The organism is Brachyspira sp. (assembly GCF_029258575.1).
Taxonomy (GTDB): Bacteria; Spirochaetota; Brachyspiria; order Brachyspirales; family Brachyspiraceae; genus Brachyspira.
In genome coordinates this window covers 1-13,058 of record NZ_JARHYI010000078.1, presented here as the reverse complement: position 1 = coordinate 13,058, position 13,058 = coordinate 1, and the positions used below count along the sequence as shown (strand labels likewise).

At 26.5% G+C, this 13,058-nt stretch carries 13 protein-coding genes; 7 read left to right on the top strand and 6 right to left on the bottom strand.

The window, feature by feature from the left end; all coding sequences use genetic code 11:
- Positions 1 to 226: 226 nt before the first annotated feature.
- Together Q1J76_RS06235 and hdhA are read left to right on the top strand one after the other, a co-directional pair.
- On the top strand, positions 227 to 415 hold the full coding sequence (locus Q1J76_RS06235) for a hypothetical protein (RefSeq protein WP_300368427.1): 189 nt from the start codon (positions 227 to 229) through the stop codon (positions 413 to 415).
- A gap of 178 nt (positions 416 to 593) precedes the next feature.
- Positions 594 to 1,397, top strand: a complete 804-nt coding sequence (gene hdhA, locus Q1J76_RS06230) for a 7alpha-hydroxysteroid dehydrogenase (RefSeq protein ID WP_300368424.1) — start codon at positions 594 to 596, stop codon at positions 1,395 to 1,397.
- A gap of 156 nt (positions 1,398 to 1,553) precedes the next feature.
- On the opposite strand, the gene metK is transcribed toward hdhA, so the two are convergent.
- The 4 genes from metK to pnuC form a co-directional block, all read right to left on the bottom strand.
- Positions 1,554 to 2,738, bottom strand: coding sequence for a methionine adenosyltransferase (gene metK, locus Q1J76_RS06225; RefSeq protein WP_300368420.1), 1,185 nt, complete (start codon positions 2,736 to 2,738; stop codon positions 1,554 to 1,556).
- Between the two features lie 152 nt (positions 2,739 to 2,890).
- Positions 2,891 to 3,877: a vWA domain-containing protein gene (locus Q1J76_RS06220; RefSeq protein WP_300368417.1), complete on the bottom strand. Its 987-nt coding sequence runs from the start codon at positions 3,875 to 3,877 to the stop codon at positions 2,891 to 2,893.
- A gap of 130 nt (positions 3,878 to 4,007) precedes the next feature.
- A complete protein-coding gene (locus Q1J76_RS06215; protein ID WP_300368414.1) occupies positions 4,008 to 5,015 on the bottom strand; it encodes an AAA family ATPase in 1,008 nt (335 codons plus the stop codon).
- A 12-nt stretch (positions 5,016 to 5,027) separates the two neighbouring features.
- The gene (gene pnuC, locus Q1J76_RS06210) at positions 5,028 to 5,723 is read right to left on the bottom strand and encodes a nicotinamide riboside transporter PnuC (RefSeq protein WP_300368411.1); all 696 of its coding nucleotides are present in this window, start codon (positions 5,721 to 5,723) and stop codon (positions 5,028 to 5,030) included.
- A 585-nt stretch (positions 5,724 to 6,308) separates the two neighbouring features.
- On the opposite strand from pnuC, the gene Q1J76_RS06205 reads away from it, so the two are divergent.
- Both Q1J76_RS06205 and Q1J76_RS06200 read left to right on the top strand, forming a co-directional pair.
- Positions 6,309 to 7,421 (top strand): chorismate mutase, encoded by a 1,113-nt coding sequence (locus Q1J76_RS06205; protein ID WP_300368408.1) that lies wholly within the window; start codon positions 6,309 to 6,311, stop codon positions 7,419 to 7,421.
- Positions 7,414 to 7,944 (top strand): shikimate kinase, encoded by a 531-nt coding sequence (locus Q1J76_RS06200; RefSeq protein ID WP_300368405.1) that lies wholly within the window; start codon positions 7,414 to 7,416, stop codon positions 7,942 to 7,944. Before Q1J76_RS06205 ends, Q1J76_RS06200 begins: the two co-directional genes overlap by 8 nt.
- Here Q1J76_RS06200 and Q1J76_RS06195 read toward each other — a convergent pair.
- Complete coding sequence (locus tag Q1J76_RS06195) at positions 7,928 to 8,593, bottom strand: AAA family ATPase (protein ID WP_300368402.1); 666 nt, start codon at positions 8,591 to 8,593, stop codon at positions 7,928 to 7,930. The genes Q1J76_RS06200 and Q1J76_RS06195 overlap by 17 nt on opposite strands.
- Before the next feature lie 17 nt (positions 8,594 to 8,610).
- A complete protein-coding gene (locus tag Q1J76_RS06190; protein WP_300368399.1) occupies positions 8,611 to 10,731 on the bottom strand; it encodes an alpha-amylase/4-alpha-glucanotransferase domain-containing protein in 2,121 nt (706 codons plus the stop codon).
- Positions 10,732 to 10,982: 251 nt separating this feature from the next.
- Between Q1J76_RS06190 and Q1J76_RS06185 the strand changes: the two genes are divergently transcribed.
- Genes Q1J76_RS06185 through Q1J76_RS06175 form a run of 3 tightly spaced genes read left to right on the top strand, consistent with a single transcriptional unit; the run spans position 10,983 to position 12,954 of the window.
- Complete coding sequence (locus tag Q1J76_RS06185; RefSeq protein ID WP_300368396.1) at positions 10,983 to 12,014, top strand: deoxyguanosinetriphosphate triphosphohydrolase; 1,032 nt, start codon at positions 10,983 to 10,985, stop codon at positions 12,012 to 12,014.
- A gap of 11 nt (positions 12,015 to 12,025) precedes the next feature.
- The gene (locus Q1J76_RS06180; protein WP_300368393.1) at positions 12,026 to 12,298 is read left to right on the top strand and encodes an alpha/beta hydrolase family protein; all 273 of its coding nucleotides are present in this window, start codon (positions 12,026 to 12,028) and stop codon (positions 12,296 to 12,298) included.
- A complete protein-coding gene (locus Q1J76_RS06175; RefSeq protein WP_367182090.1) occupies positions 12,280 to 12,954 on the top strand; it encodes an alpha/beta hydrolase in 675 nt (224 codons plus the stop codon). The genes Q1J76_RS06180 and Q1J76_RS06175 overlap by 19 nt, the downstream gene beginning before the upstream one ends.
- Positions 12,955 to 13,058: the final 104 nt, after the last annotated feature.

The window sequence follows — 13,058 nt, the reverse complement described above, 5'->3', positions numbered from 1 at the left end:
ATTTATGTATATGCTAAAAACTGATGTAAAAAATATTTTTAAAGTATTTATAAATCAGATTTGGAAGTGCATTAATAGTTGCTATTTATTCAATAGTTGATGTTTCTATGATAGGACAATATGAAGGAGATAATGGAGCTGTTATTCTGTAATTATTAATATATTAGTTCAATCATCAGCCTATACAATAAGACAAACTGCCAAGCCTTTAATATAAATAAATTTAATGTATAGAATAAAATCAGCATTAAAATACCATGTATTATCAGCTTTAATATTAAGTATAGTATATACATTGTTTATATATTTTAATACTGATTTTCTTATGAAACTGTCAGAAGAAACTTTATCAACATCAAAAAATATTATGAGAACTTATTTTATATTATTTTCAATACTTCCTTTCAATATATAATGCCTTTCATATTTATGAAAGATGGTATATGGCATGTTATGACTATAACAAAAATTTTAACTTTTACACTGTTATAAAAATATATAACTATATATTCAAAATAGTTATATTGTATTATAGAAATAATTATTAAATCTTATATAATTCATATTATAAAAAATAAAGGAGACATATGATTATGAAACTTTTAGATAAAAAAATAGCATTAGTTACTTCATCTACAAGAGGTATAGGTTTAGCCTGTTCTAAGAAGCTTGCAGAAAATGGAGCAAAAGTTTATTTAGCTGTAAGAAGACTTGAGGCTGGTAAAGAAATAGCAAATGAAATAATAAAAAATGGCGGAGATGCTGATGTTGTATATTTCGATGCTACTAAAGAAGAAACTTTTACTTCTATGGTAGAAGATGTAATAAAAAAAGAAAACAGAATTGATATACTTGTTAATAATTTCGGTACTACTGATACTAATAAAGATTTTGATTTGGTTAATGGAGATACTGATGCTTTTTTTCATATAGTTAATGAAAATTTAAAAAGTGTTTATATTCCTTCAAAGGTAGCAGTAGCACAAATGATAAAAACAGGAGGCGGAAGCATTATTAATATATCATCTGTAGGCGGAATTTTTCCTGATATGTCAAGATTAGCATATGGAATATCAAAATCTGCAATAAATTTCCTCACAAAAAATATTGCAGTTCAGTATGCAAGAAACAATATAAGATGCAATGCAGTATTACCAGGATTTGTGGCAACTGATGCGGCAATGGAGAATATGTCAGAAGATTTCTTAAAATTATTTTTAAAAAATGTTCCTTTAAATAGATCGGCATTACCAGAAGATATAGCTAATGCTGTATTATTTTTTGCAAGCGATAATTCTTCATATATAACAGGAGAAACTATGCCTGTAGCAGGAGGTTTTGGACTTCCATCTCCTATGTACAGTCAATATATGGATATGGGTGGAAAAAAAGGTTGATTTTAAATTGATACTTTTGTTATTAGTGTGTATTATAAAATTATGACAGAAGTGGATTATATCAAATATAACAATTTTAATTACAAATAAATAAGGCTTGCTAATATATAAATATTAACAAGCCTTGAATGTTTAAAACTTTTTATATTAAATTAATTATTTAGCATTAGCGAACAAATCTTTGATGTCTGTCTTTTCCCAAGTGAATTCAGGAAGTTCTCTACCGAAATGTCCGTAAGCAGTAGTTTTTTCGTAAATAGGTCTTCTTAAATCCAATCTTTTGATTATACCAGCAGGAGTTAAATCAAGCTCCTTAGTAACTATATTAGCTAATACTTCATCATGAACTTTTGCAGTACCGAAAGTATTAACATATACAGATAAAGGCTCAGGAACGCCTATAGCATAAGCGAACTGTACCAAAGCTTTGTCAGCTATACCAGAAGCAACTATATTTTTAGCTATATATCTAGCCATATAACAAGCACTTCTGTCTACTTTTGTAGGGTCCTTACCAGAGAAAGCACCACCACCATGAGCACCATGTCCACCGTAGCTGTCTACTATTATTTTTCTTCCTGTTAACCCGCAATCTCCCATAGGTCCACCTACTACAAATGAGCCTGTTGGGTTAATATAATATTTAGTGTTCTCATCAAGCATATTTTTTGGGCATATTTCATTAATAACATGCTTTTTAATGTCTGCTTCTATTTGCTTATGATCAACGCCTGCAGCATGCTGAGTAGAAATTACAATCGCTTCTATTCTAGCTGCTTTACCGTCTTTATATTCAACAGTAACCTGACTTTTACCATCTGGTCTCAAATAGTCAACTATTTTGTCATTTCTAACTTTAGTCAAACGCTCAGCTAATCTATGAGCTAAATGTATAGTTAAAGGCATAAATGTTTCTGTTTCATTTATAGCATAACCAAACATTATACCTTGGTCGCCTGCACCCTCAGAAACATTTGAACTTTCAGAATTAAATAATCCTTTACCAGCACTAACACCCATATCTATATCTGGGGATTGCTCTGCAATAGCTTCCATAACTGCACAAGTATCAGCATCAAATCCCATATCGCTGCTTGTGTATCCGATTCGCCTTACGGTATCTCTGGCGATTTTTTGATAGTCTAATTTAGCTTTTGTTGTGATTTCTCCAGCAATTATTAACATTCCTGTTTTTGCCAAAGTTTCACATGCAACTCTAGAATTAGGATCTTGTTTTAAACATTCGTCTAAGACTGCATCGCTTACGGCATCGCAGATCTTATCAGGATGGCCTTCTGTTACCGACTCAGAAGAGAAATAATAATTTTTTATCTCTGCCATAGTTTTACCTCTTTTTTAATATAATTCTATGATTGTATATTGGCTGAAATAAATAGTCAAGTAAATATTTAATAATTATTACAAATTAGAATAAATATCTATTAAATTATTATTATATATAGAATTATTTACATAATATTATACTTATAACACTATGGAATTATCAAAAATCTCGTTGTAGAAAGGATAATACTTAAACATAAACATAAAAATGCAATTATTATAAATGGCTTATATAATTCTTTATATTGAATTAAATCATCATCAAGTATAGGTTTTTTCTCGAGTCTATCTATTGTATTATAAACATTATCTAAGGCAGAGGTGTTTTTAGCATTGAAATATTTACCACCTGTTACAGCTGCAATATCTATTAATGATTCTTCATTTAAAGTAAAATCGGCTCTTATTCTTCTTTTACCATAATTAGGGTCATCATAAGTAACCCATGCATGACTTCCATTAGCATCTCCTATACCTATTGTATAAATTTTTATATTAAAATTTGAAGCTATTTCAGAAGCTAATTTAGGATCTATCTCCCCAGAATTATTTTCTCCATCTGTAAGAACTATTATGATTTTTTCATTATCGTCTTTTACACTTCTAAGCATATCTACCGCCGTTGCAATACCAAGTCCTATTGATGTAGATCCTTCTTCATCTATTTTTATTTTTTTTATCTCCTCCTCCAATAAAGTGTAATCAAAAGTGGCAGGAGAAAGAACCGATGCCCTTAATGCAAATGATACCAAACTTATTTTATCAAAATTTCTTTTCTTTATAAAATCTATCATAGTTTTTTTTGAAGCCTCTAATCTTGTAGGTATCATATCTTCCGCCATCATAGATGGAGAAACATCAACAACTAAAGATATATAAATACCTTCTCCATTAATATCAGATAAATGAGCAACTTTTGCAGGACGAGCTAAACCTATAATAGAAAAAGCAAGTGCTAAAATTATTAATGCAAATGGTATATCTTTTACATAATATCTAGATTTCAACACATTTGACATACTTACTCTTGGGTGCTTTACAGAATATGAATGATTCTTTCTAGTTCTTATATATGAAAATATTATAATAGGCAAAACTAAAAGTAAGAATAAAAATTTCGGAGATACAAAAGTCATTTACACATTTTCCTAATCATAATTTTTATATTAAAACATAACAAACACTATTAATGTAATATTATACTAAAATATATATAAAAGTAAAGTATGTAAATAGCAATGCTTTTTTAATAAAATAATATGTTTTTTATAGTTTTAACTTTCCACTTATTATAGAAACCGCTTTTTTAAATCTTGCCTGATAATCTCCACCTATAGTATGATATTTTATATTTAAACTGTTAAGTATATCTTTTATTTGATTGCTGTATTTTATTCTATTATTTTTTATTATCTCGCTTCTTCCTCCGTCCTGAATAAAATCGACATCAGGCTCTAAAAATAGTATAATATCATATCTGTTTATATTAATAATTGCTTTTGCAAGTTTTTCATTATCGATTATATTTTCATCTTCCAAGAAATGCATATAAAAATTTGTAATAATTGCATCAGTATCTATAAATAATATTTTATTGCTTTTTTCTAATGCCTTCATTTCATTTAATTTATGAATAAGAAGTATCTCTGTAAAATCTTCTGAAAGCATTAATAAATCTGTTCCAGACTTTTCTGATAATTCTCTGCCTGCTTCTTCTATATAATTGGTATTATAATAATTAGCCAAATTAATAGTGAGAGTGGATTTTCCTGTGCTTTCGCTTCCTAAAATTAAAACTTTTTTGGTATAATAAGGCTTTACTATATTAGGTATATAATCCCAATATTTATAAACATTCTCTCTTATTTTTGATGAGCTTATTTCATCTCTCTCTATAAATATCAATTCTGATTCTTTATAATATCTAGTATAAAAAGAATCCTTATTTTTATAATCATCTCCCAAAAATACAGCATGAATTTTTTCACCTATAGCATTTTTTATTTTTATAGAATCTTCTTCCCATAAATCTTCCGTGTATTCTTCTTTTGTTTTGGCATTATCTTCTATAAATATAATCTTCACATTTCCAATATGCTTTGTTAATTGATAAATCCAGCGGTATCTTATTTTTTTATCTATTTCATTTCTATTATTTCCAATGCATAATATTATATAAAGTTTTTTACATTGATTAGCAGCCTCAATTATGCATCTTACATGCCCAAGATGAAGCGGATTAAATGAACCTGCATACATTCCAACATTATACATAAAAACTCCGAATTAATTATTAACTATTTTATTATTAGCTTCTCTGTACCATCTTACTAACATAAATAAAGCATTTACCAAATAAACAGACCACATAAGAAGTGTCGCTATATTATCTCCTCCGATTGAAAAATTGATATACCATATATAAATATTTAATATGTTTACTAGTATCCACATTATCCATTGTTCTGTACATCTTTTCACGCATAGCATCTGTGCTGTTATAGCAAATATTGTACTTGCACTATCTGCAAAAGGAAGTGAGCCTCCCAATTTTTTTAATACTAATCCATAAACGAATATTGATATGAAAGATAAAGCTAATATTATAATTTTATATTTATTATTTAATTTTGTTTTTATAACTTCTTTATTCTCATTATTTATATTTCTGCTCCATAATATGAAACCTACTATATTCATAGGTATATAATAGAAGACATTAAGCATAAACTCTCCGTAATATTTGGCATTAAAGGCTATATATGAATAAAGAATAGTATTAATCATTCCAAATATATATGAAGATAATTTTCCTTTACCTGTGAGAATTACGCATAATATACCGCTTATTGATGAAACTATACCGATAATATTTTCCTTCCAATATATAGAAAGAGATAATATTATACTGCCTGCAATTATAATCCATACAATTTCTATTGCTTTCCAATTCTGAAGCTCATTTTTGATAAAATTGTTCATAGAGATCCTAGTTATTTTAATAATAAATTTTCTGTATTATATAATTATTTTGTATAAAGTCAATTTCAATTAAAACAATCAATATTATAAAAAATCTGCCTTAATAGTTTTATTACGGCAGGTTTTTACTTTTTTATTCCTATATAAAATCATCTTACCACGCGTTGAACTAGCCATAAAATAAAATCAATCAATAATTAAACATTTACTATAACTTTTAATTCTGCTTAACGCGTGCAGTGATAAACCTTAAATTAAAATAACACTTGGGTGGGTGTGCTTTTTCTTAATAGCATATAAAGATAAATAAAATGTTTTTCAAAAATGACTTTAAACTTTAAAGGGTGGGATTCAAAATAAATTTTATTATAACTCCCCGCCCATTATTTTTATTAACTTATTTATGAAATAAAAATTCAAATTATATTTTTACTTTAATAGTAATTACAGCACCCGCCCTAGCTTTTATTAAATTTATAGCTATATATAACTTATAAAAATAAAATCCTTTACAATTTAATACCTATTTAGTATAATATAAATTACTATAATAAGAAATCTTAAATTTTATTAAAAGGAATCATTATGTTCTCTGAAGAAATGCAGGAATTGAGAAAAGAAATCGATAGAATAGATAAAGAAATAGTACATTTGATAGATGAAAGAATGAAAATAAGTATCAAAGTTGGAGAGACAAAAAAGAAATATAATACCTCAATATTTGATCCAAAAAGGGAGAAAGAGGTAATAGCTAAAAAAATAGAACTTCTTGAAAATAAAGAATTATCAAATTTAATAACAACTATTTATAATGATATAATGTATACATCTAAACAGCTTCAGAAATATTTAATAGATGAAAATAATAATCAAAATGATGATGCCCAAAATATAAAATATAATGAAAAAATAGTTTATCAAGGCAGAGAAGGCGGCAACGGACATGAGGCTGCTTTGAAATTCTTCGGAAAGAATGCTGAACTTATAAAGAAAGAACATTTTGACGATGTGCTTGAAAGTATAAGAAGAGGCGAAAGTTATTACGGAATTTTACCTTTGGAAAATTCTTCTACAGGTATGGTTAATGAAGTTTTGGATATAATTGCAGATTATAACTGTAAGATAGTAGGAGAAGTTTATTTACCTATAGAATATGGACTTATGGCAAAAAAAGGTACCGATATAAAAAATATTAAAAAGGTTATATCTCATCATCAGGCTTTGAAGCAATGTTCTCATTTTATAAAAGAAAATAATTTTGAAGAGATTACAGCATCAAATACTGCTGAGGCTGCATTTATAGTTGCCAATAGCGATGATAAAAGTATAGCTTCTATTTCAAATAAAAATGCATGTAAAGTTTATGATTTAGATATACTTAGAGAAAATATAGAAAATATTAATGGAAATACAACAAGATTTATTATAGCTGCTAATTATGATAATTCTTTGAAATTCGGAAGTAAAATGACTATAAGATTTTTACTGCCTCATGAAAATGGAAGTTTGGCTGATTCTTTAAATAAACTTAAATGTTTTAATTTGGTTTCTATAGTAAGCCGTCCACATGTTGAAAGAAAATGGCAATATTATTTTTATATTGATATGACTGGGGATTTTGAAAAGTATAAAAAAGAATTTGAAGAGTTTGAAAGAAGTGTGGAGAATTTAATTATTTTAGGTATTTATAATGAATAATAATGATACAAATAATAAAGTAATATTTTTAATAGGGCTTCCAGGATGCGGAAAAACTGCATTATCAAAAATGCTAGCAGAAAAACTTAATTACAATTTATATGACATGGATTCTTATATAGAAGAAAAAGAAAATAAAACTATAACTAATATTTTCGCCGATAATGGAGAATCCTATTTTAGAAATATTGAAAGTGAAATATTAGAAAAATTGAGTAATTTAAATAATGTTATTATATCTACAGGAGGAGGTATAGTATTGGCAGAAAAAAATAGAAATATTTTAAAAAATAAAGGGCTGACTGTTTTTATAGATAGAAATGCTAATATTATACTTAACAATATTGACACTAAAGAAAGACCATTACTTGCTAACAATAAAAACAAATTATTAGAACTTTCAAAACAAAGAGATCATTTATACAGAGAATCTGCACATATTATATTCACTCATAATACTTGGGAAGATAATATAGATAATACTTTCAAAAAATTTTATGAATCTATTAAAACAGATCTTTAATAAGTTCAGGGTATTTAATATCTTCTATTTTTTTATTTTCTGCTTCATTATCAAATTCTATTATATAAACTTTTATAGGATTTAACTGACTTCTAATATAGCCTACAACATTATTAGAAATAAATAAATCCTTTTTTATATTTATAATGATAAATGGTATTTTAAAACCTCTGGTATGAAATAATTCAACCTGCTCCAAAGCTGAATGTATAATATTAGAATCATACTCTACAATAGGTATTATATGCATTTCATTTTCTTTTTTTATATCTAATATTAGGTCCATAAAATTATAATTTTCTTTTATAGGAGCATATAATGATAATGATTCAAATACCATATAATCATAAATATCTCTATTTTCATCTATTAAATCGGTAATATCCCTCTCATCTATTTTAGTATTAATACTATGAAGAGGCGATATATTACCATTAGTAGCATAGGAAACAAATATTTCTGAAGCTTTTAAAGTGGTTTTATTCTTTACATATTCACAATCAAATAATTTATTATCCCGTACTTCCATAACAAAAGGTTTATAATAGCATACTATTTTATTAAGCATTTTCAAAGATGATACTATATGAGAAGCAATATATGTTTTACCTACATGACTCTTATCAGATATAATACAAAACAGTTTCATCAAATTACCCTTTCAAATTAAATATCTTTGGCAGTTACTTTTACTTTATATTTTATTTTCTCATTAGCTTTTAAATATATTTTTTTACAGCATACTATAGTTGAATTTTGATAATTCATTTCAAGTTTATCAACGGCATCAGATATTGTAAAATTAGGCATATACAAAAACTCTGTTTCTTCGCTTGCCTCCATTAATATTTTCACCTTTATATATCCTTCATCAGCCATACCGAAAACAGTGCCGTTATACTCACCGCAGTATGAAAGATTATTAGATATTCTCTTATCGCCTCCAATATAATATCTATCTGCCTCCTGACCTGCAAGCAAAGTCATATTATTTTCTAAAGCATATATGAATTCTATATCTTCATTAGATTTATTTTCTATTATAGATTCAACATAAAAACTTCCGTCATTATTCACTATATATCTTTTCATTAAATATATATCTTTTCCATTAACTTTAGAAGTTTTCTCATATGATATAGTTGCATAATCTTTATTAATAAGATTTTCCACAGCATTATAATATGATTTATAAAACTCAGCATTCTCTTCATATTTTAGCAATTGGAATTCTTCTGCAGTAGGCATCTTGTTTAAGAAGTGATCTACACCAAATACTTTTTCATTTTTATCAAATACTAAATACTTTGCTACTTTCTCATCAACTTTTTTAGCTATTTCATGTATTGAAACATGCCTATTATCTTCATTTTCATTATTAGCATTTCTTAAAGCAGCTATATGATAAGCTTCTTCTCTTCTTTTTAAACAGTCTATCAAATTGATAGGATTTTCTTTTTTCAAATCCCATTCTATAATAGAACCGCTTAAGCTATGGAAAACAATAAATGAATTTTCAGAAGAAATCATAACCTCTTCTCTGCCGTCCATATCAAAATCGCTGCTATGACTTAAGAAATATTTTCTTCCATAAACTTTTTCTAATGATATAAAAGTAGATTTAATCAAATTAGAATAAGTAGCATGCCTTAAATTATTCAAATAAAGTCCTCCAAAAGTACCATGCCAATAAGGACAATTACACTGCCCTCTTAATAAATAACTTAACGCTTCTTCTTTTTCTTTATAATTTGATTCTGTAATTTCACCTATCATATTAGATGCAAATATCATTCTTTTATTCATTCTATTACTTTCAGAATATTTACTGAAAAAATTTCTCCAGAAACCACCTCTCATAAATCTGCTTATAACATCATTATCCTGAGATTTTTTAAGTTCTTCCTGTTTTGAATGGAATTCATCTTGAATTTTTGCAGGAAGAACCCAAGTAAGCATCTCTTCATAAGATCCTGCAGGTATATAAATCTTTGATATAGGCGAATACTTTGCCATATATTCACTGTATGTAGTTGTAATGATAGTATCTTTTTCCTTAGTAAGAGCCTCGAAAAACTTCTCAAGCCATTTATCTTCATATACCCATTTTTGTGTTCCAGGCCAATCTCCGTACTTTTCTCCGTCATCATGAAGAACCACTACCCTATCTCCCTCCTCTGTAGCTATTGATTTTAAATATTCTATTGATTTGTCAACCTCTCTAAAAGGTATCAAATAGCGAAGTTCCTGAGATATTGGGAATATATTTAATTTATAATTTTCATTGTCGGTAATAAAATATCCGAACATATTTTTGGTATCTATTCCAGTAGTTAAAAACTGGGAATCATCAAGCATTATATATTTTACTCCGTTTTTGGCCAAATTCTTAACCAATGTAGGCTCCCAAACTCTCTCAGCAATCCAAGCACCTTGAGGAGTAACATTAAATTTATCTTCTATATATTTATTTAATTTTTTTATTTGTATATCTTTATCTTTATCTGGTATCGAAGGCATTATAGGTTCATAAAAACCGCCGCTTTGTATTTCTATTCTTTTTTCTTCTGCAAGTCTTTTCAAACTATAAATATGTTCTGGATGATTTTTTTCAATCCATTCTAATAAACAGCCTGTATAATGTAAATTAAATTTTATATATTTATACTTTTCTAATATTTCTAAAAAAGGTTTATAAGATTTTTGATATGTATTTTCAAATACAAAGTTAAAATTGCCTACTGGCTGATGATTATGATTTCCTAGTATTAGATTAATAGTTTTCATGATAATGCCCTATTTAATTGAAATTTATTACTTATAATTTCGTAATAGTAAATATTAACATAATTCTATAATAAATAAATGTTTTTGTAAAGTATTTGTGTAAACTATTAAAATCATTAAATTCCATTCATTTATTAACTATAATACAAATTAAATATTTATATAAAAAATTAATATATAATTATTATAATTGTATTTTTTTGTCAATTGATTTATTATTAACATAATGAATTGTATTTAAGGAAAATATTGTGAGAACTATAAGACTTGATATAGAAATGAGAGAAAAAAGTTTTTTATCTCCAGCAGCAGCATTTTCATCAGATAGTAAAGGAACAGTATATCCAAGAGAAAAAGATGATATAAGAACAATATATATGCAAGATAGAGATAGAATAATACATAGCGAATATTTCAGAAGACTTAAAGATAAAGCTCAGGTTATAATGCTTTCTGTCGGAGATTTTAGAACAAGACTTACACATACATTGGAAGTTATGCAAATAGCTAGAAGCATAGCAAGAGCTTTAAGACTTAATGAAGACTTAACAGAAGCTATAGCATTAGGACATGATTTAGGACATTCCCCATTCGGGCATGCTGGAGAGAAAGCCATATTGAAATATTTTAAAGGTTTTCATCATTCTTCTCATTCACTTAGAGTTGTTGAGCATTTAGAAAAAGGTAAAGGGCTTAATTTAAGTTTTGAAGTAAGAGATGGAATAATTAAACATACTAAAGGTAAAAATGGAAAATTAATATCAGATTCTTCGGGTCCTGCTACTAATGAAGGTATGATTGTTAGAATATCAGATACTATAGCATATGCTAATCATGATGTTGATGATGCTATTAGATACGGACTTCTTAAATATGAAGATTTACCTAAAGATATTGTTAATGTACTTGGAACTACTTATGGAGAGAGAGCTGATACTATGATTATGGGAGTCATAGAAGCAAGTATGGAAAAAATGGAAATAGATATTGATGAAAAAGTATTAAAAGCTATAAATGATTTAAGAGATTTTATGTTTAAAAAAGTATATGAAAGTAAGGAAATACTTGAAGACGCAGAAAGAGTAAATAGAATAATTTCTACAATATTTGAATATTTATTGAAGCATAAAGAAATCATAGAAGAAGATACTTTATTTAAAAAAGCAAATATATCGTATAATAGCGATGAAGAATTAGTAAAAGATTATGTTGCTCATCTTACAGATTCGGAAGCTATTAATTTGCATAAAAAAATTACATACGGAAAACTTAATTATATTTAAAAGATAACATAATGATTGATATATTTTTTGAAGAGTATGTTAAAATAAATGATATAGAACAATATTTTATACATTATCCTAAAAAATCAAATGTAAGTTTAATATTTTTGCACGGAGGTCCAGGAGAATCCGAAAGATATTTTCTATACAAAATGCATTCAAAAACTCAAAATTATAATTTGATATATTATGATCAAAGAGGAACAGGAAAAACCCAATCAAAAAATAAATCATTAGAAAAAGATATAACTGTTGAAAAACTTCTATTAGATATGTTAAGTTAAAATATAATTCTAAATATATTATTTTATTAGGGCATTCTTGGGGAAGTATTTTAGGTATAGAGTTCATAAAAAAATTTCCTAATCTTGTATCTGCATATATTGGTATGGGACAGGTTGTAAGTTTCCAAAAAGGAGAGAAAACTAGTTTTGATTATTGTTATAATATAGTAAAAAATAGTAATAATAAAAAATATATAGAAAAAATGAATAAATTAAAAAACTATCCCTATATGATAAATAAAGATAATGTATTTAATATATTCAAAAATTTCAGAGATATACAAATAAAATATAAATTAGCAGGATATTATGATGGAAATGATAAACTAAATAAAATAATCAAACAAAGTCCTATATATTCTATAAAAGATTATCTTAACTTTCAACCTTTAAATTTAAATAAAAATATTATTTATTATCTTATCAATTATGATACAAGTAAATTTACAAATTTTAATACACCTATATTTTTTGTGTGCGGTGCTAATGATTGGCAAGTACCAACTGTAATTGTAAAAGAATATTATAAAACAATAAAAGCTCCTGATAAAGATTTATTCATAGTTGAAAATGCAGGACATTTATTAAATATAGAAAATACAAAAGATTATAATATTATAGTAGAAGGTATATGCAGCAGAATAAGCGGCGAATAACTAAATAATATTAAACACTTTTAAATTTTATTATTTTTAATCTTAAAATAAATTATATATATAATAACGGTTGATATAAAAATGGCAATTTCATTAACACCAAA

What these genes read in the sequence shown, in the direction of transcription:
- Q1J76_RS06235 (WP_300368427.1), top strand. Translation starts at nt 227, where the DNA reads ATGTATAGAATAAAATCAGCATTAAAATACCATGTATTATCAGCTTTA.
- hdhA (WP_300368424.1), top strand. Translation starts at nt 594, where the DNA reads ATGAAACTTTTAGATAAAAAAATAGCATTAGTTACTTCATCTACAAGA.
- metK (WP_300368420.1), bottom strand. Translation starts at nt 2,738, where the DNA reads ATGGCAGAGATAAAAAATTATTATTTCTCTTCTGAGTCGGTAACAGAA.
- Q1J76_RS06220 (WP_300368417.1), bottom strand. Translation starts at nt 3,877, where the DNA reads ATGACTTTTGTATCTCCGAAATTTTTATTCTTACTTTTAGTTTTGCCT.
- Q1J76_RS06215 (WP_300368414.1), bottom strand. Translation starts at nt 5,015, where the DNA reads ATGTATAATGTTGGAATGTATGCAGGTTCATTTAATCCGCTTCATCTT.
- pnuC (WP_300368411.1), bottom strand. Translation starts at nt 5,723, where the DNA reads ATGAACAATTTTATCAAAAATGAGCTTCAGAATTGGAAAGCAATAGAA.
- Q1J76_RS06205 (WP_300368408.1), top strand. Translation starts at nt 6,309, where the DNA reads ATGTTCTCTGAAGAAATGCAGGAATTGAGAAAAGAAATCGATAGAATA.
- Q1J76_RS06200 (WP_300368405.1), top strand. Translation starts at nt 7,414, where the DNA reads ATGAATAATAATGATACAAATAATAAAGTAATATTTTTAATAGGGCTT.
- Q1J76_RS06195 (WP_300368402.1), bottom strand. Translation starts at nt 8,593, where the DNA reads ATGAAACTGTTTTGTATTATATCTGATAAGAGTCATGTAGGTAAAACA.
- Q1J76_RS06190 (WP_300368399.1), bottom strand. Translation starts at nt 10,731, where the DNA reads ATGAAAACTATTAATCTAATACTAGGAAATCATAATCATCAGCCAGTA.
- Q1J76_RS06180 (WP_300368393.1), top strand. Translation starts at nt 12,026, where the DNA reads ATGATTGATATATTTTTTGAAGAGTATGTTAAAATAAATGATATAGAA.